The organism is Micromonospora sediminicola (assembly GCF_900089585.1).
In the GTDB taxonomy this organism is placed as follows: Bacteria; Actinomycetota; Actinomycetes; order Mycobacteriales; family Micromonosporaceae; genus Micromonospora; species Micromonospora sediminicola.
Window position 1 is genome coordinate 1829780 of record NZ_FLRH01000003.1, and the last position, 24509, is coordinate 1854288.

General features: G+C 73.9%; 23 protein-coding genes. 18 read left to right on the forward strand and 5 right to left on the reverse strand.

What is annotated here, in order from left to right; genetic code table 11:
• Positions 1–54 precede the first annotated feature (54 nt).
• The 11 genes from GA0070622_RS09215 to GA0070622_RS09265 all read left to right on the forward strand — a co-directional run bounded on the left by GA0070622_RS09215 (position 55) and on the right by GA0070622_RS09265 (position 13330).
• Positions 55–2040, forward strand: coding sequence for a TIGR03960 family B12-binding radical SAM protein (locus GA0070622_RS09215; RefSeq protein ID WP_091571887.1), 1986 nt, complete (start codon positions 55–57; stop codon positions 2038–2040).
• Positions 2041–2209: 169 nt separating this feature from the next.
• Complete coding sequence (locus tag GA0070622_RS09220) at positions 2210–2647, forward strand: hypothetical protein (RefSeq protein WP_091571890.1); 438 nt, start codon at positions 2210–2212, stop codon at positions 2645–2647.
• Positions 2648–2660: 13 nt separating this feature from the next.
• Positions 2661–4139: a hypothetical protein gene (locus GA0070622_RS09225; protein WP_091571895.1), complete on the forward strand. Its 1479-nt coding sequence runs from the start codon at positions 2661–2663 to the stop codon at positions 4137–4139.
• A 10-nt stretch (positions 4140–4149) separates the two neighbouring features.
• The gene (gene mycP, locus GA0070622_RS09230) at positions 4150–5610 is read left to right on the forward strand and encodes a type VII secretion-associated serine protease mycosin (RefSeq protein ID WP_091571898.1); all 1461 of its coding nucleotides are present in this window, start codon (positions 4150–4152) and stop codon (positions 5608–5610) included.
• 341 nt (positions 5611–5951) lie between these two features.
• Positions 5952–6671, forward strand: coding sequence for a TIGR03936 family radical SAM-associated protein (locus tag GA0070622_RS09235; RefSeq protein ID WP_091577067.1), 720 nt, complete (start codon positions 5952–5954; stop codon positions 6669–6671).
• A 130-nt stretch (positions 6672–6801) separates the two neighbouring features.
• Entirely contained in the window at positions 6802–9912 is a 3111-nt protein-coding gene (locus tag GA0070622_RS09240; protein ID WP_091571902.1) for an Rne/Rng family ribonuclease, read from the forward strand.
• Between the two features lie 119 nt (positions 9913–10031).
• A complete protein-coding gene (locus GA0070622_RS09245; protein ID WP_091571906.1) occupies positions 10032–10505 on the forward strand; it encodes a hypothetical protein in 474 nt (157 codons plus the stop codon).
• A gap of 188 nt (positions 10506–10693) precedes the next feature.
• The gene (gene rplU, locus GA0070622_RS09250) at positions 10694–11011 is read left to right on the forward strand and encodes a 50S ribosomal protein L21 (RefSeq protein ID WP_091072401.1); all 318 of its coding nucleotides are present in this window, start codon (positions 10694–10696) and stop codon (positions 11009–11011) included.
• Between the two features lie 11 nt (positions 11012–11022).
• A complete protein-coding gene (rpmA, locus tag GA0070622_RS09255; RefSeq protein WP_013288010.1) occupies positions 11023–11277 on the forward strand; it encodes a 50S ribosomal protein L27 in 255 nt (84 codons plus the stop codon).
• An 89-nt stretch (positions 11278–11366) separates the two neighbouring features.
• Positions 11367–12821 (forward strand): GTPase ObgE, encoded by a 1455-nt coding sequence (obgE, locus tag GA0070622_RS09260; protein ID WP_091571909.1) that lies wholly within the window; start codon positions 11367–11369, stop codon positions 12819–12821.
• 59 nt (positions 12822–12880) lie between these two features.
• Entirely contained in the window at positions 12881–13330 is a 450-nt protein-coding gene (locus tag GA0070622_RS09265) for a GNAT family N-acetyltransferase (RefSeq protein WP_091571913.1), read from the forward strand.
• A 9-nt stretch (positions 13331–13339) separates the two neighbouring features.
• Here the strand turns inward: GA0070622_RS09265 and GA0070622_RS09270 are convergent, their stop codons facing one another.
• Positions 13340–13999 (reverse strand): DUF6766 family protein, encoded by a 660-nt coding sequence (locus GA0070622_RS09270; RefSeq protein ID WP_091571916.1) that lies wholly within the window; start codon positions 13997–13999, stop codon positions 13340–13342.
• 97 nt (positions 14000–14096) lie between these two features.
• Positions 14097–14573 (reverse strand): DUF4383 domain-containing protein, encoded by a 477-nt coding sequence (locus tag GA0070622_RS09275; protein ID WP_091571918.1) that lies wholly within the window; start codon positions 14571–14573, stop codon positions 14097–14099.
• Positions 14574–14769: 196 nt separating this feature from the next.
• On the opposite strand from GA0070622_RS09275, the gene GA0070622_RS09280 reads away from it, so the two are divergent.
• The 3 genes from GA0070622_RS09280 to GA0070622_RS09290 are packed head-to-tail and all read left to right on the forward strand — an operon-like array spanning position 14770 to position 16674.
• Positions 14770–15555, forward strand: a complete 786-nt coding sequence (locus tag GA0070622_RS09280) for a hypothetical protein (RefSeq protein ID WP_091571923.1) — start codon at positions 14770–14772, stop codon at positions 15553–15555.
• A gap of 31 nt (positions 15556–15586) precedes the next feature.
• A complete protein-coding gene (locus GA0070622_RS09285; protein ID WP_091571926.1) occupies positions 15587–16039 on the forward strand; it encodes a phage holin family protein in 453 nt (150 codons plus the stop codon).
• Positions 16036–16674 carry a DUF3618 domain-containing protein gene (locus tag GA0070622_RS09290; RefSeq protein ID WP_091571930.1) on the forward strand — a complete coding sequence of 213 codons (639 nt, stop codon included), beginning with the start codon at positions 16036–16038 and terminating at the stop codon, positions 16672–16674. Before GA0070622_RS09285 ends, GA0070622_RS09290 begins: the two co-directional genes overlap by 4 nt.
• A 79-nt stretch (positions 16675–16753) precedes the next feature.
• Here GA0070622_RS09290 and GA0070622_RS09295 read toward each other — a convergent pair whose 3' ends face one another.
• On the reverse strand, positions 16754–17827 hold the full coding sequence (locus GA0070622_RS09295; protein ID WP_245666154.1) for a glycosyltransferase family 2 protein: 1074 nt from the start codon (positions 17825–17827) through the stop codon (positions 16754–16756).
• A 129-nt stretch (positions 17828–17956) separates the two neighbouring features.
• Between GA0070622_RS09295 and GA0070622_RS09300 the strand changes: the two genes are divergently transcribed.
• Positions 17957–18595 (forward strand): SRPBCC family protein, encoded by a 639-nt coding sequence (locus GA0070622_RS09300; RefSeq protein ID WP_091571935.1) that lies wholly within the window; start codon positions 17957–17959, stop codon positions 18593–18595.
• Positions 18592–19770 (forward strand): zinc-dependent alcohol dehydrogenase, encoded by a 1179-nt coding sequence (locus GA0070622_RS09305; RefSeq protein ID WP_091571939.1) that lies wholly within the window; start codon positions 18592–18594, stop codon positions 19768–19770. The genes GA0070622_RS09300 and GA0070622_RS09305 overlap by 4 nt, the downstream gene beginning before the upstream one ends.
• 27 nt (positions 19771–19797) lie before the next feature.
• Here GA0070622_RS09305 and GA0070622_RS09310 read toward each other — a convergent pair whose 3' ends face one another.
• Entirely contained in the window at positions 19798–21045 is a 1248-nt protein-coding gene (locus tag GA0070622_RS09310) for a cytochrome P450 (RefSeq protein ID WP_091571943.1), read from the reverse strand.
• Positions 21046–21293: 248 nt separating this feature from the next.
• Here GA0070622_RS09310 and GA0070622_RS09315 point away from each other — a divergent pair, with 248 nt between their 5' ends.
• Complete coding sequence (locus GA0070622_RS09315) at positions 21294–21680, forward strand: hypothetical protein (protein WP_091571948.1); 387 nt, start codon at positions 21294–21296, stop codon at positions 21678–21680.
• Between the two features lie 10 nt (positions 21681–21690).
• Here the strand turns inward: GA0070622_RS09315 and GA0070622_RS09320 are convergent, their stop codons facing one another.
• Entirely contained in the window at positions 21691–21909 is a 219-nt protein-coding gene (locus tag GA0070622_RS09320) for a DUF397 domain-containing protein (RefSeq protein ID WP_089158060.1), read from the reverse strand.
• Between the two features lie 66 nt (positions 21910–21975).
• Between GA0070622_RS09320 and pepN the strand changes: the two genes are divergently transcribed.
• Complete coding sequence (pepN, locus tag GA0070622_RS09325) at positions 21976–24492, forward strand: aminopeptidase N (protein WP_091571951.1); 2517 nt, start codon at positions 21976–21978, stop codon at positions 24490–24492.
• Positions 24493–24509: the final 17 nt, after the last annotated feature.

Below are 24509 nucleotides of genomic sequence, written 5' to 3' on the forward strand. Positions count from 1 at the left end.
GGAAGGGTGGCGGTGGGGGAGGTCGGGGCGGGGGACCGCGTACCCTTGGGCATCATGAGTGCCCCGTCCACGACCCCACGTCCCACCGCCGACAACTCGGTCTGGCCCCGGCTGGAGCCGCTGCTGCCGCAGGTGACCAAACCCATCCAGTACGTGGGTGGGGAGCTGGGCGCGGTGGTCAAGGACTGGGACGCGGCGACCGTGCGCTGGGCGCTGATGTACCCGGACGCGTACGAGGTGGGCCTGCCCAACCAGGGCGTGCAGATCCTCTACGAGGTGCTCAACGAGCTGCCCGACGTGCTGGCCGAGCGGACGTACGCGGTCTGGCCGGACCTGGAGAAGCTGATGCGCGCCCACGGCGTGCCGCAGTTCACCGTCGACGCCCACCGGCCGGTGCGCGACTTCGACGTGTTCGGTGTCTCGTTCTCCACCGAGCTGGGCTACACCAACCTGCTCACCGCGATCGACCTGGCCGGCATCCCGCTGCTCGCCGCCGACCGCACCGACGCCGACCCGGTGATCGTCGCCGGCGGGCACGCCGCGTTCAACCCGGAGCCGATCGCCGACTTCGTCGACGCCGCTGTGCTCGGCGACGGCGAGGAGGCGGTGCTGGAGATCACCACCATCGTCCGGGAGTGGAAGGCCGAGGGCTCCCCGGGTGGCCGGGACGAGCTGCTGCTGCGGCTGGCCCGCACCGAGAGCGTCTACGTCCCGCGCTTCTACGACGTCGACTACCTGCCCGACGGCCGGATCCAGCGGGTCGTGCCGAACCGCCCGGACGTGCCGTTCCGGGTGCACAAGCGCACGACAATGGACCTGGACGCCTGGCCGTACCCGAAGAAGCCCCTGGTCCCGCTCGCCGAGACGGTCCACGAGCGGTACGCGGTGGAGATCTTCCGGGGCTGCACCCGGGGCTGCCGGTTCTGCCAGGCCGGCATGATCACCCGCCCGGTGCGGGAGCGGTCGATCACCACCGTCGGCCAGATGGTGCAGCAGGGGCTGGAGTTCTCCGGCTTCCACGAGGTCGGCCTGCTGTCGCTGTCGTCGGCCGACCACTCCGAGATCGGCGACATGTGCTCCGGCCTGGCCGAGCAGTACGCCGGCACCAACGTCTCGCTGTCGCTGCCCTCGACCCGGGTGGACGCGTTCAACATCGACCTGGCCCAGGAGCTGTCCCGCAACGGGCGCCGGACCGGCCTGACCTTCGCCCCGGAGGGCGGGTCGGAGCGGATCCGCAAGGTGATCAACAAGATGGTGTCGAAGGAAGACCTCATCCGTACGGTGGTCACCGCGTACTCCAACGGCTGGCGGCAGGTGAAGCTCTACTTCATGTGCGGCCTGCCCACCGAGACCGACGAGGACGTCCTGGAGATCGCCGACATGGCGCACGAGGTGATCCGGGCCGGCCGGGCCGCGACCGGGTCCAAGGACATCCGCTGCACGGTCTCCATCGGCGGGTTCGTGCCGAAGCCGCACACCCCGTTCCAGTGGGCCTCGATGGAGCGGCCGGAGGTCATCGACGGCCGGCTCAAGCTGCTCAAGCAGGCCATCAACAGCGACCGGTCGCTGGGCCGGGCGATCGGCTTCCGCTACCACGACGGTGAGCCGTCGCTGATCGAGGGCCTGCTGTCCCGGGGCGACCGCCGGGTCGGCGCGGTTATCCGCAGGGTCTGGGAGAACGGCGGCCGGTTCGACGGCTGGAGCGAGCACTTCTCCTACCAGCGCTGGGTCGACGCCGCGACCGAGGTGCTGCCGGCGTACGGGGTGGACCTCGACTGGTACACCACCCGCGAGCGCGAGGAGCTGGAGGTCCTGCCCTGGGACCACCTCGACTCCGGCCTGGACAAGGACTGGCTCTGGCAGGACTGGCAGGACTCGCTGTCCGAGTACGAGCAGGACGACTGCCGCTGGACGCCCTGCTTCGACTGTGGCGTCTGCCCGTCCATGGACACCGAGATCCAGATCGGCCCGACCGGCCGGAAGCTGCTGCCGCTGACGCCGGTCGGCGGGTTGAAGCAGCCCGCCGCCGCGCAGGGCTGACGGCGCCGAACCACCGCGGAGCGCGGGAACCCCTCGGGGTTCCCGCGCTCCGTCGTCTTTCGCGGCAACCGCGCGCCGCCCCGGGGTGGGGGTGCCCGCAGTGGTGCATCCTCGATACGCTGCGTCCGTATTGGACCGGCCGGGGGCCGGTAGCGGGGAGGACAGCAGCATGGGCATCACGCCGCCGGACACCGGCGATCTGCACGTCAGCGTCGAGGACCTGGACGCCGCCGCGGAATACGTCGAGCGCCTCAAGCAGTACGTCGACGACACCATCGGCTACGAGATGGAGCGCATCAAGGAGCGGATGAAGGGCGACGGCACGAACGCCCAGACGGTCGCCAACGGCACGCCGTTCGGCGCGTACGAGGACGCCCGGATGCAGTGGGCGGCGCTGACGAAGTCCACGGCCAACATGGAGGCCCACCTGAAGGACATCTCCCGCAAGTTGGCCGGCCTCAAGCAGGGCACCGAGGACATCGCGAAGGCGTTCCGCGACGCGGAGGCCCGCAACGCCGCCAACGGCAAGCAGATCGAGCGGTTGCTGGAGTCCGCGGCGCCGCCGCCGGAGGCCGGGCAGCAGCCCACCTACCCGTACACGGCCTGAGGGGGAGACGGTCATGGCAGGAGGCACCTGGGAGCGCTGCGTCCGTGAGGTGACGCTGTCGGCGGACCCGGAGACCGTCGGGTCCGTGGGGGCGGGCTGGAGCAATCTCTCCACCGCGCTCGGCTACCTGCGCGACTCGCTGGTCGGGCGCTCGTTCGTCGGCCCGATCGCGCCCGGTCAGGAGCGCCCGCACAGCGGCGGGCTGCCCGGCCTGCTGGCCGGGTGGAAGGGCAGCGGCGGCGACGCCTACCGCGAGCACCTGACCACCATCGGCAAGGACATCGAGGAGCTGATCACGCACGCCAGCGGCGTCAGCGGCGCGCTGTCGCGGATCGAGGGCGACATCCGCACCGCGGTGGCCAGCATCCCGATCCCGTTGATGGACGACTTCGGCTGGAACGAGTGGAGCCTGCCCGGCGGCACCGAGCTGGACGACGCCCGCGACGGCGAGAGCCAGTCCGGTTTCCTCGCCGCGCTGCGTAAGGACTACCAGGCCAACCAGGCGCTCTACGCCGACGGCGCGTTCCGCGACAAGGCCGACGACCTGGAAGCCACCATGAAGGTCGACGGCAACGCCGGCGACCAGAAACGTGGCGGCTGGTGGGACACGAAGTCGCATCTGGACAACTGGTACCGGGACAACCAGGAGGCGGCCAACAAGGCGATGTCGCCCCTGCCGGTCGCCGTGGAGACCGAGCGCCCCAAGCTGGCCGTACCCGATCCCGGGGGCCACTCGGACGGCTACCGTCCGGACACCCGGGTTCCCCCGTCCGGAGTGCCGGACACCGGCCTGCCCGGTGGTGGAGGTGGTGGTGGCGGCGGTGCCGGCGGCAAGATGCCCTCGCTCGGCAGCACCGGCATCGGCGGTGGCGCCGGCGGCGGAGGTGGTGGCGGCTCGTTCACGCCCCCGCCGACCATCGGCGGCGGCTCCGACCTCGGCGGTGGTTCCGGCTCGTACACCCCGCCGGTCACCGGCGGCATTCCCGGTTCCGGCAGTGGCTACCCGGGCTCCGGCGACCACGACTACGGCACCGGCCTGGCCGGCGCGGGCGGTCCGGGCACCATCACGGCCGGCGGCCCGGGCAGCGGCTTCGGCGGCGCCGGTGGCGGGCTGAGCGGCGGTGCCGGTGGCGGCTTCGGCGGCGGTGGGGCCGGTCTCGGCTCCGCCGGCGGCATCGGTGGCGGCGGCCTCGGCGCGGCCGGCGGGATGGGTGTGGGCGCGCTGCCCGGCATGGTGGGCGGCGGCAACGGCAAGGTCCCGCCGCTGACCAGCGCGGCCAACGCGTTGCGCAGCGCCACCGGCGCGGGCGGCATGGGCGCGGGCGGCGCCCGCGGCGGCACGGCCGGCGCCGGGATGATGGGCGGCGGCATGATGGGCGGGCACGGCGGCGCCGGGCACGGTGGCGGCGGTGGCGAGCACTCGTCGTGGTTGACCGAGGACGACGATCCGTGGGGCGCCGGTGACGGCGCGACCCCGGGCATCCTGCGATGAGGACGGGCGGATGAGGGTCAACGTCGGCGCGCTCCGGCCGGTGGCGGCCGGGGTGCTGGCCGGTCTGATGGTGCTGGGGGCCGCCCAGCCGGCGGCCGCCGCGCCGCGCCGGGCCGAGCAGTGGTACCTGGACGAGCTGCGGATCGACCGGGCGCACCAGATCTCCACCGGTCGGGGTGTGGTGGTCGGGGTGGTGGACACCGGCGTCGACGCCGGCCACCCGGACCTGCGCGGCCGGGTGCTGCGCGGGGCGAGCACCCGCGACACCGGCGACGGCCGGCGCGATCCGGACGGCCACGGCACCCACATGGCCGGGATCATCGCGGCCAACGGCGCCGGAGTGGACGGCATCGCGCCGGACGCTCGGATCCTGCCCATCCGCAAGCCGCCCGGCGACTCGTTCACCGTTGAGGACTCCGCGACCGGCATCCGGATGGCCGTCGACGGCGGCGCGAAGGTGATCAACCTGTCCTACGGGCACGCCGGAGCCTCCGACGAGAATGAGCAGGCCGCGGTCCAGTACGCCCTGGACCATGACGTGGTCGTCGTTTCCGCGGTCGGCAACGTCAGGCAGCTCGGCCCGGATGTCACCGCGCCGGCCCGGTACCCCGGCGTGATCGCGGTGACCGGCACCAGCCAGGGCGGCGGCTTCTGGAACGGCTCGGCGCAGGGCCCGGAGGCGGTGATCGCCGCGCCCGGGGACGAGGTCTACAACATCGGCCGGGACCGGGGTTACGGCTGGGGCGACGGCACCTCCGACTCCAGCGCCATCGTGGCCGGCGTCGCGGCGCTGATCCGGTCGAAGTACCCGAAGCTCTCCGCGCCCGACGTGATCAACCGGATCATCCGTACCGCGCGGGACGCCGGCCCGCCCGGCCGCGATCCGCGGTTCGGGTTCGGTCGGATCGACCCGGTGGCGGCGCTGACCGCCGACGTCCCGTCGGTGTCGGCGAACCCGTTGCTCGGCGCCGCCGCGGCCGCGCCCAGCGCGGCCGCGCCACCGGCCGCGGCCGAGGACGACAACTTCGACGTGACCAAGTACGGCGACCGCGGCGGACCCACCGACCAGCAGGTGATGGTCGTCGGGATCGGCATCGCGGTGGCGCTGGTGGTGCTGCTGGCACTGGTGGGGTTCCTGATCTGGAACCGGCGCCGGCACCGTCGTGAGCTGGCCCGGGCGGGTGACATTCCGGACGAGGTGCTCGACCGGATGGGCGGCGGCGGGCACGGCCCGCCGGTCCCGGCCGGTCACCCGGCCGCCCCGTCGGCCGGCTACGCCCTGCCCGGCACCCACTCCGCTCCGGGCACCCACCCTCAGCCCGGGCAGTACCCCCGGCCTGGCCCCTACGCCCAGCCGGGTCCGGACGCCCACCCGCAGCCGGCTCACGGGCAGCAGTTCCCACCCGGCCAGAACCCGTGGGCCCCACCGCCCGCCGCCCCCGGCCCCACCCCGCCGGACACCCCCCGCTGACCCCCGCACCCCGCACCCCGCCCCCACCCCACCCCACCTCCCGCCCACCCCTCCCGCGTCGATCATGAGGTTGACGGCACCAATGGAGATCCACTTCGCCGCCAACCTCATGATCGACGCCGGGAGTGGGGGACGGAGGCCGGACGCCGGAGGCCGGACGCCGGGGGGCGGGGGTGGGAGGGTTCGGGGGGGTTTGACCCGGGGTGTGGTGGCCCCGGTCGCGGGGTGCGGCCGGGGCTGCGCCAGGATGGGGCGGACACGCAGGCACAGCCGAGGAGTTCACGATCGCCAGAAAGCCTCAACCCGAGGGCGGCCAGGCCCCCGTCGTCCAGCGGGTCCGCATCCGGTACGCCAAGCGGGGGCCGCTGCGGTTCACCTCGCACCGGGACTTCGCCCGGGCCTTCGAGCGCGCGTTGCGCCGGGCCGGCGTACCGATCGCCTTCTCCCAGGGTTTCACCCCGCACCCGAAGATCTCCTACGCCTCCGCGGCGCCGACCGGCGTGGCCAGTGAGGCCGAATACCTCGAGATCGGGCTGCGGGAGCCGGTCGATCCGGCGGCGCTGCGGACCGCCCTGGACGCCGCGCTCTCACCCGGGCTCGACGTGCTCGACGCGGTCGAGGCCACCGGCGGCAGCCTGGCCGACCGGATCGAGGCGTCGCGCTGGCGGATCGAGCTGCCCGAGGTGGAGCCGAGCGTGCTCGGCGCGGCCGTGGCGGCGTTCACCGCCGCGGAGGAGATCCAGGTCGAGCGGATGACCAAGCAGGGCCGGCGGACGTTCGACGCCCGCGCTGCGGTGATCGCCATCGATGCGGCGACGTCGTCTGAGACGCCTTCCGGGGCGGCGGCGGCGCCATGTGCGATACTCGAACTGGTCGTGCGGCAGGTCACCCCGTCCGTACGGCCCGATGACGTCCTTTCCGGCCTCCGCGTGGTGGCCGACCTGGAGCCGCCGGTCACCCCGAAGGTGATCCGGCTGGCGCAGGGCACGCTGACCGCGCAGGGCGAGATCGTCGATCCGTTGGACGCGGATCGCGACGGGGCAGCCATCGGAGAGCACTGACCGACGGTCAGCGCTCTGGCAGGCAGACTTCGGCGGTCGCGCACCTGCGCGCCCGGCGGAAACACCTTTGCGGCAACCCTGCGTGGCAGCGCTCAACCGCGCCCGGGGCAGCCAGAACTGGAGAACGTCCATGCTCGAGAACGAGCCCGAGGGCGGCGAACGGACCGGCGCAGAGCCGGCCGAGGCGTCCGCCGCGACCACCGACAGCACCGCCACCACGGACGGCACCGCCGAGGCGAAGCCGCCGGCCCGCAAGCGGGCCACCCGCCGCAAGGCGGCCCCGCTCAACCAGCCGGAGCAGACCGACGCGCCGGTCGAGGCGTCCGCCGCGGCCGTGGGCAGCGGCGAGTCGCCGCAGGCCGAGGTGTTCGCGCCGGTGGCGGGGGAGTTGGACACCGCGCCGAAGACCACCCGCCGGCGCCGCAAGGCGACCCCGGCGAAGGCGGTCGAGGAGCCGGTGGCGGCTGCCGGGGTAGAGGCCACCTCGGCCGAGGTCGTGCCGCCGGTCAAGGTGACCCGTACCCGTCGTCGCAAGACCACGCCGCCCGCGGCGGAGGCCGCGCCCGCGGTCGAGTCGCCGACCGAGGCGCCCGCCGAGGCCGTCGGGCCGGCGGTGGAGCCGCACGCGGTGGCCGAGCCGCAGCCCGACGCCGTGGTCGACGGGCCGGTCTCGGCTCCCGGGAGCGCGGGTGAGATCGCCGAGGGCCGGGCCGCCCTCGCCGCCGAGGAGGACGCGATCGGCGAGGACGCCGAGGACGAGCCCACCCCGGACGAGGCCGCGCTGCCCCGCACCGACGAGGCCACGCTGGCCCGGGCCGGTGGGCTGTCGGACGCCACCGGCGCGGTGTCGACCGGGGCCGCCGTTCCGGGCGCCGCCGAGGAGCCGGCCGAGGCGCTGGCCGAGGAGCGGCCGACCACCGGCCGCCGTCGTCGGGCCGCGCTCAGCGCGCCGACCGTCCTGTTCATGCCCCCGCAGCCCGACGAGGTACCCGCCGTCCGGGTCACGTACCCGGTCGCCGAGGAACCGGTGGAGGAGCCGGCCGAGACCGGTCGGCGCCGGCGGCGTGGCCGCCGGGAGGCCGAGCCGGTCGAGGCCGAGGTCGAGGTCGAGGCCGCCGAGGAGGAGGCCGCCGAGGCCGAGGAGATCGACGAGGACGACGAGGCCGCCGCGGCCCGTCGCCGTCGTCGCCGCGGTCGTCGCGGCCGGGGCCGGGGCAAGGGCGGCGCCGAGGAGTCCGAGGACGAGGACGTCGAGGAGTCCGGTACGGCGGAGACGGCCGAGGCCGAGGAGGCCGCCGAGGACGAGGAGGCGGAGGGCGAGGGGATGACCCGTCGCCGTCGTCGCCGCCGTCGTCGGGGCGCGGGCGAGGCGGAGACCGCCACCGAGGACGGCGTGCCCACCGTCGTCAAGATCCGTGAGCCGCGCAAGCCGGTCGACGAGGTGCAGGGCGTATCCGGCTCGACGCGGCTGGAGGCCAAGCGGCAGCGTCGGCGGGACGGTCGCGAGCAGCGGCGCACCCGGCCGCCGATCCTGAGCGAGTCGGAGTTCCTGGCCCGCCGCGAGGCGGTCGACCGGGTGATGGTGGTCCGCCAGCGCGGCGACCGTACCCAGATCGCCGTGCTCGAGGACGGCGTGCTGGTCGAGCACTACGTCACCCGCAACTCGTCCGGCACCATGGCCGGCAACGTCTACCTGGGCAAGGTGCAGAACGTCCTGCCCAGCATGGAGGCGGCGTTCGTCGACATCGGGCGCGGCCGCAACGCCGTCCTGTACGCCGGCGAGGTCAACTGGGACGCCACCGGCCTGGAGGGCCGGGCACGCTCGATCGAGCAGGCGCTGCGCTCCGGCGACTCGGTGCTGGTGCAGGTGACCAAGGACCCGATCGGACACAAGGGCGCCCGGCTGACCAGCCACATCGCGCTCTCCGGCCGGCACCTGGTCTATGTGCCCAACGGCAACGCCTCCGGGATCAGCCGCAAGCTGCCGGACACCGAGCGCAAGCGCCTGCGGGACGTGCTGAAGAAGCTGGTGCCGGACGGCGCCGGGGTGATCGTCCGGACCGCGGCCGAGGGCGCCAGCGAGGACGAGCTGGCCCGCGACGTCAAGCGCCTCCAGGCGCAGTGGGAGGACATCCAGGCCAAGGCGGCCTCCGGCGGCGCCCCGGTGCTGCTCTACGAGGAGCCGGACCTGGTCATCCGGGTGGTGCGGGACCTCTTCAACGAGGACTTCCGCGAGCTGGTGATCGAGGGTGAGCCGGCGTACGACGTGGTCGAGTCGTACCTGTCGCACGTCTCGCCCGACCTGGTGGCGCGGCTGCGCCGGCACGTCGGCGTCGCCGACGTGTTCGCCGAGTACCGGATCGACGAGCAGATCCTCAAGGGCCTGGACCGCAAGGTGTTCCTCCCCTCCGGCGGTTCGTTGGTGATCGACCGGACCGAGGCGATGACGGTCGTGGACGTCAACACCGGCAAGTACACCGGCTCCGGTGGCAACCTGGAGGAGACGGTCACCCGCAACAACCTGGAGGCGGCCGAGGAGATCGTGCGCCAGCTGCGGCTGCGTGACCTCGGTGGCATCGTGGTGATCGACTTCATCGACATGGTCCTGGAGTCGAACCGGGAGCTGGTGCTGCGCCGGCTCACCGAGTGCCTCGGCCGGGACCGCACGAAGCACCAGGTCACCGAGATCACCTCGCTCGGCCTGGTCCAGATGACCCGCAAGCGGATCGGCGCGGGCCTGCTGGAGGCGTTCAGCGAGACCTGCGAGTGCTGCAAGGGCCGGGGTGTGATCATCCACACCGAGCCGGTGCCGGAGAAGCCGCGCGGCGGTGGCGCGGGGGACAAGGTCAAGGCGGTCGCCTCGGCGGTCGCCACCGCGCCGGTCGAGGAGAAGAGCCGTCGCCGGGGCCGCAAGGCCGCCGCGGAGAAGCCGGCCGCGGAGGCCGCTCCGGAGCCGCCCGCCGAGTCGCCGGCCGCGCCGGAGCGGACCGTCGCCGAGGTGGTCGAGTCCACCGACGACGACTACTACGACACCCAGGGTTACGACCTGTCCCGGTTCGAGACGGACACGCCGGCCGCCCCGGCGGTCGCGGACAGCCAGGAGGGCGACTCGGCCCGGCTGGCCGCGGCCGACGACCCGGACGCGATCGGTGACGGGGAGAGCGACGACGAGGGCGCCGAGGGCGGCACCTCGCGGCGGCGGTCCCGCCGTGGCGGCGCCCGGCGACGTACCCGGCCGTGAGCCGCTGACCTGCGTGGCGTTTGACAGGGCCCCCGCTCCGGCAACAGAGTGCCGAGCAGGGGCCCTGCCGTTTCCCCGTCGACCCCCGGTCGGGCCGGCTCGCCCCGGAGGGAGGACCCATGCGTCGGGTGTTCGTGGTCACCGCGCTGACCGGACTGCTGCTGGCGGGCGCGGGCTGCGCCGACCGGAGGGACGACCCCTTCGCGGTCGGCTTCGCCTCGCCGGCCCCGGCCGCCACCTCGCCCGCTCCGGCTCCGACCGCGACCGGCGACGCCGGTGTCTGCGCCCGGGCCAAGCAGGCCGGCTCCACGGCGGTGCAGACGTACGTGTTCAAGCTGGCGGAGATGCTGCGGGCGGGCGGCACCGGGGACCGGAGCCGGGCGGACGCCGCCGAACGGGACGCGGAGGCCGCGCTGGCGGGTTGGCGGGACGTGCTGCGGGAGCAGTCGGGGCGGGCCACCGACCCGCGGCTGCGGACCCTGCTGGCGGACCTGGCCACCGAGGTGGGCGGGCTCGGCACGGACGTGCGGGCGATCGACGAGACGGAGTTCGACCGACTCCAGGGGCGCCTCGACCAGCTCTGCCCGGCCTGATCGGCGGGCCCGGTTTGGGCGGCGGGCCGGGTATGGCGTACGCTTGCCTGCGGCGCACTTTGGTGTGCCGAGTTCCCGCGTGCCCGCGCCGCCGGTGTCACGGCTCCCGGCGAGACGCCGTGGGAACGACCGGCCGGTGACGGTCGGTGAAGACGCCAGTAGCCTCAACGACAGGGAGTCCGCCTCCGATGTACGCGATCGTCAAGACCGGCGGCAAGCAGTACAAGGTCGCCGAGGGCGACGTGATCGAGGTCGAGAAGCTCACCGGTGCCCCCGGTGACGCGGTGAAGCTCACCGCGGTGCTCCTCGTCGACGGTGACGACCTGGTGACCGACGCGGCGAAGCTTGCCAAGGTCGCGGTGTCCGGCGAGATCGCCGCGCACACCAAGGGCCCGAAGATCCGGATCCACAAGTTCAAGAACAAGACCGGCTACCACAAGCGTCAGGGTCACCGGCAGCCGCTGACCCAGATCAAGGTGACCGGCATCTCCAACAGCGGGAAGTAGGTCGTCCTCCAATGGCTCACAAAAAGGGTGCGTCCAGCTCGCGTAACGGTCGTGACTCCGCGGCCCAGCGGCTCGGCGTGAAGCGCTTCGGTGGTCAGGTCGTCAGCGCGGGTGAGATCCTCATCCGTCAGCGTGGCACCAAGTTCCACCCCGGTGACCTGGTCGGCCGTGGCGGCGACGACACGCTGTTCGCCCTCGCCGCCGGTTCCGTGCAGTTCGGCACCAAGCGCGGTCGCAAGACCGTCAGCATCGTGCCGCAGCAGTAGTTCGAAGGCGAAGCGGGCCGCGGACCTCGGGTCCCGGCCCGCTTCGCTTTTCCACGTGCGGGGCGGACCCCGCTGGAAGGATTGGCGTCGTGACGACGTTCGTTGACCGGGTCGTCCTGCACATGCAGGCCGGCGACGGCGGGCACGGCTGTGTCTCGATCCACCGGGAGAAGTTCAAGCCCTTCGGCGGCCCGGACGGCGGCAACGGCGGCCACGGCGGCAGCGTGTCGCTGGTGGTCGACGCGCAGGTCACCACGCTGCTCGACTTCCACTTCCGGCCGCACCTGAAGGCCGAGAACGGCAAGGGCGGGGCCGGCTCGAACCGGGACGGCGCCAACGGCCGCGATCTGGTCATCAAGGTGCCCAACGGCACCGTGGTGCAGAGTCTCGACGGCGAGGTGCTGGCCGACCTGGTCGGGGTGGGCACCACCTTCGAGGCGGCCCGTGGCGGCCGGGGCGGACGGGGCAACGCCTCGCTGGCCAACGCCCGCCGCAAGGCGCCCGGCTTCGCCGAGCTGGGTGAGCCCGGCGACAAGCTCGACGTGGTGCTGGAGCTGAAGAGCGTCGCCGACGTCGGCCTGGTCGGGTTCCCGTCGGCCGGCAAGTCCTCGCTGATCTCGGTGATCTCGGCGGCCAAGCCGAAGATCGCCGACTACCCGTTCACCACGCTGGTGCCGAACCTGGGCGTGGTGCGGGTGGACAACCACACCTTCACCGTCGCCGACGTGCCCGGCCTGATCCCGGGCGCGGCCACCGGCAAGGGCCTGGGCCTGGAGTTCCTCCGCCACGTCGAGCGCTGCGCGGTGCTGGTGCACGTGGTCGACACGGCGACGCTGGAGCCGGGTCGCGACCCGCTCGCCGACATCGACGCCATCGAGTTGGAGCTGTCCCAGTACGGCGGACTCGCCGACCGGCCCCGGCTGGTCGCGCTGAACAAGGTCGACGTGCCGGACGGCAAGGACCTCGCCGACATCGTCCGCCCTGACCTGGAGGCCCGCGGCTTCCGCGTCTTCGACGTCTCCACCGCGACCCGTGAGGGGCTGCGCGAGCTGACCTACGCGATGGCCGAGCTGGTGGAGGAGGGCCGCCGCGCCGCCCCGCCGGCCGAGCCGACCCGGATCGTGATCCGGCCGAAGGCGGTCGACGACGCCGGCTTCACCATCGAGGCCGAGGTGGACGGCTCCTACACCGTCCGGGGCAGCCGGCCGGAGCGCTGGGTCAAGCAGACGAACTTCGACAACGACGAGGCCGTGGGCTACCTGGCCGACCGGCTGGCCCGCCTCGGCGTGGAGGAGAAGCTGGCCAAGGCCGGCGCGCAGGCCGGTGACCTGGTGCGCATCGGCGAGCGCGAGTTCGACTGGCAGCCGACGCTCTACGCCGGCGTCGACTTCGTTCCCGGCAACCGGGGCACCGACGTGCGCCTGGAGGAGAAGTCGAACCGCCCCTCGGCGTCCGACCGGCTGGCCGCGCGCAAGGCCCGCCGGGTACGGCCGGAGGACGAGATCGAGGCGGCCCCCGCGCCGGCGGAACCGGACTCCGAGTAGCCGTTTCGGGGTCGGTGGCGGGAAACCTCCGCGAAATCCGGCCGACCTACCGTGGCCGGATGCTGATCGAATCCCGACCCGCCACCGATCCGGAGATCGCCGCGCTCGTCGTCGCGCAGCAGCGTGAGCTGCGCGACGCCGACGGCGGGTTGGACGGGCAGGTCACCGTCGTGCACGGCGACATCCGCTACCTCGCCGTGGTGGTGGGTGGCCGGGCGGTCGGCTGCGGCGGCCTGCAGGCGCTCGACGCCGACACCGGCGAGCTGAAGCGGATGTACGTGCGACCGGCGTACCGGGGGCGGGGCATCGCCCGGCAGTTGCTGGGCGCGCTGGAGGAGTTGGCGTTCCGGCACGGGCACCGCACGGTGTGCCTGGAGACGGGCACCTACCTGCCGGCCGCGATCGCGCTCTACCGCTCCAGCGGCTACCAGCCCGTTCCGGTCTACGGCGAGTACGTCGACAACCCGTACAGCGTCTGCTTCGCCAAGCAGCTCCCGGTCGCCGCCTGACCCGCGAGGTCAGGCGCTGGTCTCGGCGTGCGCCGCGGTGACCGGCTTGGACTCGGGGCTCGCGTGCTGGCGGAGCACGATGCTGAGCAGGATCAGCACACCCACGGCCAGGAACTCGCTCTGCCAGTTCTGCATCGACTGGAACCAGAAGTCGCTGGTGCCGAGGAACTGCCAGGCGGTGATCGGGGCGGCGCCACTCTCCAGCGCCTGCTCCTGGTTGTAGGCCGCCACCCCGCCGACGAGGTGGCCCAGGAACGAACCGGTGAAGATCATCAGCAGCGAGATGGAGAGGCTGTTCCGGTAGACCACCAGGGGCAACCCGCCGACCCGGACCGGCCACGGCGAGTCGGGACGGGCGTGGTCGCGGTTGTCCTCCGGACGGTCGGTCTGCCCCTCCGGCTTCGACTCGGCCGAGCCCTTCTGCACCAGGTACGCGGTGAGCAGCACGTAGCCGCCCATCTGGAGGAACTCCGACTCCCAGTTCTCGAACACCGCCTCGGCGAAGTGCCCGGTGCCCAGGTAAGCCGACCAGCTCAGCGGCGCGACGCCGTACCGGCTCAGCTCCTCGTTGTGCACCTGCCAGCCGAAGACGCTCTGCAACAGCAGGAAGACCAGGAACGCGCCGAACATGGCGACCGAGAGCGCATTGTTCCGCAACCACCGTGGCATAGCCGGACCTCCTCGTCCCGCCGGGTGTGCCACCCGTGGTGGCCCTCCTGCCCCCGGTGGATGCCCGACAAACGCCGGCTCGGCGTGTCGCCCCTGGTCAGGGCCGGTCGATCGGGGTGTCCAGACGGCTGCCGGTGCCCATCTCGTTGTTCAGCAGCAGGCCCGAGGCGAGCATGCCGAAGCCGAGGAACAGGTGCAGCCAGTTGTCGGCGTCGTTGAGCGGGATGACGTTCGCGGAGGTCTCCCGGTCGATGACGAAGCCGTAGAGCCACAGCACCAGGTAGAGCGCGCCGCCGCCGGCCAGGAACACCCGCGCGCCGGCCAGCCGCCGCGCCATCACCAGGCCGACCAGCCCGAACAGCAGGTGCAGCAGGTTGTGCAGCACCGACACCTGGAACAGGCCGAACAGTTTCGCCTCCGAGTGGTGCCCGGCGAACGCCAGGTCCCCGTAGTGGGTGGTGACGCCGGGCACGAAGCCGAGCACGCCGATCAGCGTGAAGACGGCCGCCGCCGCGAGCGCCACCTTCTGCACCGCCGGCCGGGCCGACGGACGTCCGCGCACGTCACGTGCCATCCCTGTCACCCCCGTGAGCCCACGCCGCCCGGGCGGGCAGGCACCCCATTCTGTGACCGGGGCGGGTCGGTTCCGCAGAGAAATGACGAATCAGGCATGGACCCGACGACCGGGGGTAGGGCCCTTGTCACGCGGAAAGCAATTCGCGTGACCCCCCGAAGACAACCGCGAGGAACGCACGAGCGGAAGGGACACCATGACTCACGATCTTTCCCCCACGTCCGCCACGTACGAGTCGACGAACGGCGGCGGCGTGCGCGACCAGGCCCGGCAGGTCGGCTCCGACGCCGCAGGCGCCGGTGGCGCGGTCGCCCAGACCGCCAAGCAGCAGGGCCGGGAGGTGGTGGGCGAGGCCAAGCGGCAGGCCCGCGACCTCTACGGCGAGGCCCGCAACCAGGTCACCTCCCAGGCCGGCCAGCAGCAGCAGCGCGCCGCCAGCGGCCTGCGGTCGCTGGCCGACGAGATGCGCTCGATGGCGCAGCAGGGCGGCGGCTCCGGCCCGGTCACCGAGCTGGCCCACCAGGCGGCCGAGCGGGTGCACGGCGTCGCCGGCTGGCTGGAGCAGCGTGAGCCGGGCGACCTGCTCAACGAGGTGAAGGGCTACGCCCGCCGCAACCCGGGCACGTTCCTGGTCGGCGCCGCGCTGCTCGGCGTGGTCGCGGGCCGGCTCACCCGGAACATCGCCGCCGTCGGCAACGACGACGGTGGCGTGCGGCCGGGGTACGACCCGGACCGCACCGCGGTCCTCCCGACCACGCCGACCGTGCCCGCCCAGACCCCGCCGGGCGGCTACCTCGACCCGACGCCGGGCAGCTACGCCGAGCCGGACCCGGGCTACTCCGCGCCCGGCGCGGCCTACCCGGGTGGCGGCGCGCCGAACACCTGGGCCGACCCGGCCGGCGGCACCGGCCAGCCGCTGCCGCCGCCGAGCCAGACCGACCCGCTGCCGGGCGTGCCGTCGACCGGCGCTCCCCGCCCGTGAGCGGCCGGACCGGCAGAAGGGAGACCACGGCATGACCGTGCCGACGCAGGACCCCGGCTACCAGGCGACGGGCGCGCCGCACCACGCCGACGAGGTGCGGAGCAGCTCGATCGGTGAGCTGATGAGCCAGGTCACCGGCGACCTGTCCACGCTGATGCGACAGGAGGTCGAGCTGGCCAAGGCCGAGATCCGCCAGGAGGGCAGGAAGGCGGGCAAGGCCGCCGGCTTCTACGGCGGCGCCGGCTTCGGCGGCTACATGGTGGCGCTCTTCGTCTCCATCGCGGTGTGGCAGTTCCTCGACAACGTCATGGACTCCGGCCTGGCCGCGCTGATCGTGGCCGTGATCTGGGCCGTGGTCGCCGCCGTCCTCTACTCGAAGGCGAAGCGGAACGCCGAGCAGATCCGTGGCCTGAAGCAGACCAACGACAGCGTGCAGCGCATCCCCGACGCACTCAAGCCGCACCCGGAGGGAGTCACCCGATGAGCACCGATCCCGACCAGATCCGCCGGGAGATCGAAGCCACCCGCAACAACCTCAGCTCGGACGTGGACGCCCTGGCGTACAAGGTCAGCCCGGGCCGCATCGTCGACGACCGCAAGCAGCGCGTGCGCAGCGCGCTGACGAACGTGAAGGACAAGGTGATGGGAACCGCTTCCGACCTCGGCCACAGCACCGGCCACGCCGCCCACTCGGTGGGCGACCACGCCTCCTCGACGGCGTCCACGGTGGGCGACAAGGCCCACTCCGCCGCCTCCGCGGTGAGCGACGCCGCGCACCGCGCGCCCCAGGTGGTGCGGCAGAAGTCCGAGGGCAACCCGATCGCCGCCGGCGTGATCGCCTTCGGTGTGGGCATGCTGGTCTCCTCGCTCATCCCGGCCACCCGGCGGGAGCAGCAGCTCGCCGCGCAGGTCAAGGAGAAGGCGACCGAGCACGGCGGCGTGGTCAAGGAGAAGCTCGGCGAGGTCGCCGGGGAGCTCAGGGAGGAACTGCGCGAGCCGGCGCAGCACGCCGCCGAGTCGGTGCGGTCCACCGCGCAGGAGGCCGCCCAGGCGGTCAAGGACGACGGCCGCAGCGCCGCGCAGGACGTGCGGGAGAGCGCCCACCAGGCGCGCTCCTGACGGAAGCTCCCGCGTCAGGCGGGGGTCCTTCCTGTCGCCCAGGCGACGGGAGGGGCCCCCGCCTGTCTCGTCGATGTCGTCAACGCGGCGCGGCCCCGTTCTCCACCCAGAGCACCAGGTCGTCCGGGCGCCGCCGCGCCGACCGCCGGCGCAACGTCCGGGTGGAGTGGGCCGCCACCCGCAAGCGGCTGTCCGCGTAGGGCACCCCGCCGCGCAGCCGCCGGCCGACCGCGAGCCACGCGCACACGCCCCGTTCCAGCAGCCAGACCGGCGCGGCGAGCGTCGTGTGCGCCGGGAAGACCTGGGCGCCGCCGGCCCGGCGCCGGCCGACCTCCGCCACCGCCACGGTGACCAGCCCGGCCCGCAGCAGCAGCCCCGGCCGCCGGGCGGCGAGCGCGACCGCCGTCGCCGGCAGCACCGCCAGCGCGGCCAGCAGCCACGCCGGTCGGGCCGTCTCGTCGTACGCCTGGCGCACGCGCTGCCCGAGGAAGTGCCCGGCGGCGGGCGGGAGTCGCCGCACGTACAGCCAGGCGGGGGCGGCCTCGCTGCCCCCGTACGCCCGGACCGTCCGGACCAGCTCCAGGTTCTCGAAGAGCACGTCCGGGTCGTAGCCGCCCATGGCCAGGAACGTGCTCCGGCGCACCGCCAGGGTGCCCGGCCAGTTCCCGCCGAACGCCCGGGCCAGCAGCGTCCGGCCGGTGTCCCACCAGGCGTGCCAGGGCAGCGGGTCGAAGTGGTTCTGCGGCCGGACCAGGTCCACCCGGTCGAGCAGGTCGTGCACGGCGCGCAGCGCCGGCAGGTCGTAGCGGACGTCGTCGTCGGCGACCACCACGTGCTCGTGCCGGGCCAGCGCCACCCCGGTGAGCACCCCGAGCACCTTGCCGTTGCGCCCGCGCAGCGCCGGATCGGGCGGAACGTGCCGGACCAGCCCCCGCCAGGCGGCGGCGTGGCGGGCGAACAGCGCCGGCGCGGACCCGTCGACCACCACCACGTCGACCCATCGGCTCAGCTCGCGCAGGTAGCCGGTCAGCTCGTCCAGACCCCGGTCGTCGTGGGCGCGCACCGGCAGGACGTACGCCATCGGCAGCCGGACCGGCGCGGACCGCACGTCGGTCCGGTCCGGTCGGCGCGGGTGCGCAGCGGTGTCCGTCACGTCGTCTCCCGTCCCGAGAGGGATCAGCCGGGTGCCCGGAATGCGGCTCCTGAAACCGTTTCGGCCGCCCTGGGCCGGGTAGCGCAGCCGGATACGGGCGGGCGAGTCGTCCGAGGTGGAGGAGACGTGATGAGCAGCAACGGAACGAGGTGGGCGCTGGCCGGCGCCGCCGCGCTGACGGCGCTCGGGATCACCCGGACGGTGGCCCGGCGCCGGCACCGACACCAACCCGACCGGGAGGACGGCTGGTACGTGGTGCGCCGGGGCATCACGGTCGACCGGCCGGTCGACGCGGTGATCGGCTTCTGGACCGACCGGGAACGGCTCGACCGGGGCCTGGCCGAGTGGGCCACCCTGGAGCAGCTCGACGACAACCGGTGGCGCTGCGTGGCCGCGGACCCGGCCGGCGGCGGCACCGAGTGGCGGGCCGAGATCACCGTCGAGGGCCCGGGCCGGTTCAGCTGGCGGGTGACCGACGGGCCGGTGGCCCAGCGGGGCCGGGTCGAGCTGGTCGCCGCGCCCCAGGACCGGGGCACCGAGATCCGCGCCGAGCTGCGGTGGCGCTCCGGCCCGCTGCGCCGGGCCGTCGGCCTGGTCGGCGGGAACGAGCCGGACCTGGCGCTGCGCACCGCGTTGCGCCGGATCAAGTCGCTCGTCGAGACCGGTCAGGTGCTGGACACCCGGCACGACCCGTCGGGGCGCAGCCCGCGCCAGGAGCGGGCGACGGACAAGGTACGCGAGAAGCTGATCGTGGGAGGACGGCCGTGAGGGCGCTGTGCTGGGAGGGCGTCGGCAAGCTCGCCGTGCGCGACGTGCCGGAACCGACCGTCCGGTCGGCCGGCGACATCATCGTCAAGGTCCGGGCCAGCAGCGTCTGCGGCTCCGACCTGCACCTGATCAACGGCTACCTGCCGGCGATGCGCGAGGGGGACGTGCTCGGCCACGAGTTCATGGGCGAGGTGGTGGAGGTTGGCCCCGAGGTCCGGCGGATCTCCGTCGGCGACCGGGTCGTGGTCGGCTCCGTGGTGGCCTGCGGCAGCTGCTGGTACTGCCGCACCGAGCAGTACTCGCTCTGCGACAACTCCAACCCCCAGCCGGTCTTCACCGAGAAGCTGTGGGGCCACTCGCCGGCCGGCATCCTCGGCTACTCGCACGCGGCCGGTGGCTACTCGGGCAGCCACGCCGAGTACATCCGGGTGCCGTTCGGCGACGTCGGCGCCTTCACCGTGCCGGACGGCGTGCCGGACGACTCGGTGGTGTTCGCCTCCGACGCCATGCCGACCGGCTGGATGGCGGCCGACTTCTGCGCCCTCAAGGGCGGCGAGGTGGTGGCGGTCTGGGGCGCCGGCGGCGTCGGCCAGATGGCCGCCCGGTCCGCGCAGATCCTCGGCGCCGAGCGGGTCGTGGTCATCGACCGGCTGCCGGAGCGGCTCGACACCGCGGCCCGGCGCCTCGGCGTGGAGACGATCAACTACGCGGAGACCGACGTGCTGGAGGCGCTGCGCGAGCTGACCGCCGGCCGCGGCCCGGACGCCTGCATCGAGGCGGTCGGCATGGAGTCGCACGACGTCGGCCCGGCCTACGCGTACGACAGGGCCAAGCAGACGGTACGGCTGCAGAGCGACCGTCCGACGTCGGTCCGGCAGGCGATCATGGCGTGCCGCAAGGGCGGCACGGTGAGCATCGTCGGGGTGTACGGCGGTCTGGTGGACAAGTTCCCGCTCGGCGCGGCCATGAACAAGGCGCTGGTGCTGCGGATGGGGCAGATGCACGCGCAGCGCTACATCCCCATGCTGCTGGACCGGGTCGCGGCCGGCGAGATCGACCCCGGCTACCTGGCCACCCACCCGATGTCGCTGGAGGAGGGGGCACGGGGCTACGAGATCTTCGAGAAGAAGGAGGACGGCTGCCTGCGCACCGTCCTGCACCCGCAGGCCGCCTGAGCGTGGACGGGGGTGCGGACGCGCCGCTCAGGCGGCCGGACGCACCCCGTCCACCAGCAGCCCGCTGGGCGGCAGCGTCGGCATCCGCGCGAGGTCGAGCGCGAGGTCCTGCGGCGGGACGCGGTAGCTCATCGTGCCGGTCAGCTGGGCCACCGCCCGCTTCATCAGCTCGATGGTGATCCACTCGCCGGCGCAGCGGTGCCCGGTGAGGTGGTCGCCGCCGCCCTGCGGGACCAGCCCGAACGGGTCGTCCCGCCAGCCGGCGAAGCGCTCCGGGCGGAACCGCTCCGGCTCCGGCCAGATCCGCGGGTGGTGGTTCGTGCCGTACAGGTCGAGCAGCACGCGGCGGCCCTGCGGGAACGCGTACCCCCGCCACTCGAACGAGCGACGCACGCGCGCGGCGGCGAGCGGGAAGAACGGGTAGTAGCGGCGTACCTCCTGCACGAACTGCTCGGTCGCGGCGTCGTCACCGGCCAGCCGGTCGCGCCAGTGCGGGTGGTCGTGCAACGCCAGCGCGGCGAAGACCACGTACCGGTCCACGGCGACGGTCGGGCGCAGCACGTTGAGCAACTCCACCGCCGCGATCCGGCGGGGCAGCGGCGTGCCCCGCTCGTCCCGGTGCTCGGCGACGACCCGCAGCGCGCTGCCCTCGGGCGCCGGGAGCGCGCCGGCGCGGACCCGGTCGACCTGCTCGCCGGCCCAGCGTTCGGCCCGGCGCCGGCCGAGCAGCCCGCGCCAGTGTTTCGGCCCCAGGACGGCGGGAGCCTCGATCATCGCGTGCATCTCGGCGGTCCGGCGGGCCACGTCGGCCTCGACCAGGGGCACGCCGGCCCAGGCCCAGACCGCCCTGGTGAGGATCCGGCCCACCTCGTCGTAGAGCACGACCGGGCCGTCCTGCGCCCAGGCCGGGATCCGGGCCCGCCACTCGTCGTCGAAGAGCTGCCCGAGCCGGCGGATCGCGGCCGGTGTCATGATCGACATGAACATGGCCTTGCGGGCCCGGTGCGCCTCGCCGTCGAGACCCTGGACGCCACCGACGCCGGTCAGCGTGCGTTGCCCGCGCATCGGCATGGCGCCGCGCCGGACGAACCGCTCCTCGTCGTAGAACAGCTCGGCGGCCTCCCGGCCGCGCAGGCAGATCGTCGGCTCCAGCAGCAGCCGGGTCTGGAAGACGTCGGTGCCGAACCGGTCGCAGCGGGCGCCCACGAAGCGGTAGCCCTCGCGCAGGAAGGCCAGCGTGCTGTCCGGGCTCCGGTCGCTCGGCATGGTGCTCATCTCGGCGGCTCCTGACCGGCTCGGTGGCCCTGCTCGACGTTGCGCTACCTACCCGGGCCGACGCGGCCGAATCCTCCATTACCGCAGGTCCGGCCGGTCGGGGGAGGGGCCGGCCACGCGGCCGGCCGCTGGCCCCTCCCCGGGTGCGGAAAAGCTGGTTGGCTCGGAACGCGGGTCGGCGGGCGCCGGTCCGGCGCCCGCCGGCACGGCGTCCGGTGGGCGGTCACCGACGACGGGGGAGGACCCGGATGCGCGACGAGAGGGCGGAGCGACGGCGGCGTGGGGCGGTCGCCGGGCTGCGGGGCGGCGGTCGGGAGGATCCGCTGATCGGCGGTCCCCGCCGGCCCGCGCCCCGCCCGCCGCGGTTCTTCACCGTGCACCTCGGATTCGCGGCCGCCGAGCCCGCCGTCGCGCGGGAGTTGGCCGTCGCGTACGCCGAGGCTCTCGGCCTGCTCCGCCCGGAGCTGGCACTCGGCGCGGCGGCGCTGTCCCCGGCCGACGCCTGGCACCGGGCCGAGCGGTTGTTCTGCGGGGCGGTCGGGCCCGACGGCGAGCGCTGCGCCGACGTGGCCGACCACCCCGGGTTCCACCACGCGCCCGGGCCGGGCGGGCTCGGCTGGGGTGACGGTGACTGACCCCGCGGGTTCAGTCCAGGTCGAACTCGCCGTCCTGGGCGCCCGCCACGAAGGCGTCCCACTCGGCCTGGGTGAAGACCAGGACGGGCCCCTCCGGCTCGGCCGAGTTGCGCATCCCGATCAGATCGTCGACGAAGGCCACCTCGACCGCACCCTCGGAGGTGTCTCCCTCCGCGCGCTGCCACACCGCCCGAGAGAGGTCGAAATCGCCCTTGGGGTGCTGACCCATCGTTGTTCCTCCATCGCGACGCGTAACGAGAAGGTCCGTGCGGACCTCATCGGGCAGGATAAGCGGATGCCGAGCCTCACCCGTGCAGAGGCGACCGCGCGCCGCGCGTCGATCACTGTCGAGTCCTACCAGGTGGACCTCGACCTGACCGGCGACGCCGAGCGGTTCCGCTCCGCCGTCACCATCCGGTTCCGGGCCAACCCCGGCGCCGAGACCTTCGTCGACGTCAAGCCTCGCCGACTCCTGCGGGCCCGTCTCAACGACCGCGACCTCGACCCGGCCCTGCTGTCCGACGAGCGGTTGCCGCTCACCGACCTGGCCGCGAGCAACACGCTCACCGTCGAGGCCGAGATGGCCTACTCCAACACCGGCGAGGGGTTGCACCGCTTCGTCGACCCGGCCGACGGCGAGACCTACCTCTACGCCATGTCCTTCCTGGACGACGCGCCGCGCATCTTCGCGGCGTTCGACCAGCCCGACCTGAAGGCGCCGGTGACGCTCGCCGTCACCGCGCCGCCGGAGTGGACGGTGGCGGCCAACGGGCAGCTCGCCGACCGGCCCACGCCGGGGCGGTGGGAGTTCGCCCCCACCGCGCCGCTGGCCACCTACTTCGTCACGCTGGTCGCCGGGCCCTGGCACGTGCTGCGGTCCGAGCACGACGGCATCCCGCTCGGCCTCTACTGCCGGCGCTCGCTCGCCGCGCATCTCGACGCCGACGCCGACGAGATCTTCACCGTCACCCGGCAGTGCCTCGACCGCTTCCACCAGCTCTTCGCCGAGCGCTACCCGTTCGGCAAGTACGACCAGGCGTTCGTGCCCGAGTTCAACGCCGGCGCCATGGAGAACCCCGGCCTGGTCACGTTGCGCGACGACTACGTCTTCCGGTCCGCGGTCACCGACACCCAGCGCGAGCTGCGCGCCACCACCATCGCCCACGAGATGGCGCACATGTGGTTCGGCGACCTGGTCACCATGCGCTGGTGGGACGACCTCTGGCTGAACGAGTCGTTCGCGGAGTACCTGGGCACCCGGGTCACCGCCGAGGCGACCCGGTTCGACCGGGCGTGGACCACGTTCGCGAGCCGTCGCAAGGCGTGGGGCTACACCGCCGACCAGCGTCCGTCCACCCACCCGGTTGCGCCGCAGGAGGTGGCCGACGCCGCCCAGGCGCTGCTCAACTTCGACGGCATCTCGTACGCCAAGGGCGCCAGCGTGCTGCGCCAGCTCGTCGCCTGGCTCGGCGACGGCGCCTTCCTGGCCGGGCTGAACGCGCACTTCGCCGCGCACCGGTTCGACAACGCCACGCTCGCCGACCTGCTGGCCGGCCTCGGCGCCGCGAGCGGACGCGACCTGACCGGCTGGGCCGAGCGCTGGCTGCGTCGGGCGCAGGTGAACACGCTGCGCATCGAGACCGCGGTGGACGGCGACGGCCGGTGGACCGAGGTTGCGGTGGTGCAGACCGCCCCGCCGAGCCACCCGGTGCTGCGGCCGCACCGCATCGGCGTGGCCCACCTGACCGCCGACGCCCCGGCCCGGCGGGTCGAGGTCGACCTCGACCCGGACGCCGACGGCGGCCGTACGCCGGTGCCCGAACTGGTCGGGCAGCCGGCCACCGGCCTGCTGCTGCCCAACGCCGGCGACCTGACCTTCGCCAAGATCCGACTGGACCCGGCCTCGTCGGACGCGGTGCCGATGCTGCTGCCCGGCCTCGATGACCCGCTGGCCCGGGCGTTGCTGTGGGGTGAGGCGCTGGACGCCGTCACCGACGGGGAGCGGCCCGCCGCCGCGCTGGTCGGCCTGATCGCCGCGGCGCTGCCGGCCGAGACCGAGGTGACCATCATCGAGGACGTGCTGCTGCTGACCCGGCGGCTCGTCGACCGCTACCTCGACCCACTGGCCCGCGACGCCGCGTTGCTGCGGGTGTCCGCCGCCTGTGCGGCGTTGCTCGCCGCGGCGCCGGCGGGCGGCTCGCGTCAGCTCGCCGCGGCGCGGGGGTTCATCGCCGCCACCACCGACACCGGGCTCCTCGCCGACTGGTTGGCCGGCAAGCAGGTGCCGTCGGGGCTCTCCGTCGACACCGACCTGCGCTGGGCGGTGCTGCGCCGGTTGGTGGTGCTCGGCGCCGCCGGCGCGGCGGAGATCGACGCCGAGGCGGCCGCCGACCGCAGCGCCACCGGCGCCGAGCAGGCCGCGGCCTGCCGGGCGGCGCTGCCGGACCCGGACGCGAAGCGGGCGGCCTGGGAGATCGTCACGACCAGCACCGAGCTGTCCAACCGGCTGGTCGAGGCGACCGCCGAGGGCTTCTGGCAGCCCGAACAGGCCGAGTTGACCGCCGGGTACGTCGAGCGCTACTTCACCGACATGCCGGCGGCGGCACGTCTGCGTACCGCCTGGGTGGCCGACTCGGTCACGGTCGCCGCGTTCCCGCGCTACGCGGTGGCGCAGCCGACCCGGGAGCTGGCCGCGGCGCTGCTGGCCCGCGACGACCTCACGCCCGGCCTGCGCCGGTGGGTCACCGACCTGGACGACGACCTGCGCCGGGCGCTGGTGGCCCGCACCGCGGTGGCCGCCGCGGCCGCCTGACCGGTGCCCGTGCCGGG

Excerpts from the sequence above, each read along its gene's own strand:
- GA0070622_RS09215 (WP_091571887.1), top strand. The coding sequence starts at position 55 with ATGAGTGCCCCGTCCACGACCCCACGTCCCACCGCCGACAACTCGGTC.
- GA0070622_RS09220 (WP_091571890.1), top strand. The coding sequence starts at position 2,210 with ATGGGCATCACGCCGCCGGACACCGGCGATCTGCACGTCAGCGTCGAG.
- GA0070622_RS09225 (WP_091571895.1), top strand. The coding sequence starts at position 2,661 with ATGGCAGGAGGCACCTGGGAGCGCTGCGTCCGTGAGGTGACGCTGTCG.
- mycP (WP_091571898.1), top strand. The coding sequence starts at position 4,150 with ATGAGGGTCAACGTCGGCGCGCTCCGGCCGGTGGCGGCCGGGGTGCTG.
- GA0070622_RS09240 (WP_091571902.1), top strand. The coding sequence starts at position 6,802 with ATGCTCGAGAACGAGCCCGAGGGCGGCGAACGGACCGGCGCAGAGCCG.
- GA0070622_RS09245 (WP_091571906.1), top strand. The coding sequence starts at position 10,032 with ATGCGTCGGGTGTTCGTGGTCACCGCGCTGACCGGACTGCTGCTGGCG.
- rplU (WP_091072401.1), top strand. The coding sequence starts at position 10,694 with ATGTACGCGATCGTCAAGACCGGCGGCAAGCAGTACAAGGTCGCCGAG.
- rpmA (WP_013288010.1), top strand. The coding sequence starts at position 11,023 with ATGGCTCACAAAAAGGGTGCGTCCAGCTCGCGTAACGGTCGTGACTCC.
- GA0070622_RS09265 (WP_091571913.1), top strand. The coding sequence starts at position 12,881 with ATGCTGATCGAATCCCGACCCGCCACCGATCCGGAGATCGCCGCGCTC.
- GA0070622_RS09270 (WP_091571916.1), bottom strand. The coding sequence starts at position 13,999 with ATGCCACGGTGGTTGCGGAACAATGCGCTCTCGGTCGCCATGTTCGGC.
- GA0070622_RS09275 (WP_091571918.1), bottom strand. The coding sequence starts at position 14,573 with ATGGCACGTGACGTGCGCGGACGTCCGTCGGCCCGGCCGGCGGTGCAG.
- GA0070622_RS09280 (WP_091571923.1), top strand. The coding sequence starts at position 14,770 with ATGACTCACGATCTTTCCCCCACGTCCGCCACGTACGAGTCGACGAAC.
- GA0070622_RS09285 (WP_091571926.1), top strand. The coding sequence starts at position 15,587 with ATGACCGTGCCGACGCAGGACCCCGGCTACCAGGCGACGGGCGCGCCG.
- GA0070622_RS09290 (WP_091571930.1), top strand. The coding sequence starts at position 16,036 with ATGAGCACCGATCCCGACCAGATCCGCCGGGAGATCGAAGCCACCCGC.
- GA0070622_RS09300 (WP_091571935.1), top strand. The coding sequence starts at position 17,957 with ATGAGCAGCAACGGAACGAGGTGGGCGCTGGCCGGCGCCGCCGCGCTG.
- GA0070622_RS09310 (WP_091571943.1), bottom strand. The coding sequence starts at position 21,045 with ATGAGCACCATGCCGAGCGACCGGAGCCCGGACAGCACGCTGGCCTTC.
- GA0070622_RS09315 (WP_091571948.1), top strand. The coding sequence starts at position 21,294 with ATGCGCGACGAGAGGGCGGAGCGACGGCGGCGTGGGGCGGTCGCCGGG.
- GA0070622_RS09320 (WP_089158060.1), bottom strand. The coding sequence starts at position 21,909 with ATGGGTCAGCACCCCAAGGGCGATTTCGACCTCTCTCGGGCGGTGTGG.
- pepN (WP_091571951.1), top strand. The coding sequence starts at position 21,976 with ATGCCGAGCCTCACCCGTGCAGAGGCGACCGCGCGCCGCGCGTCGATC.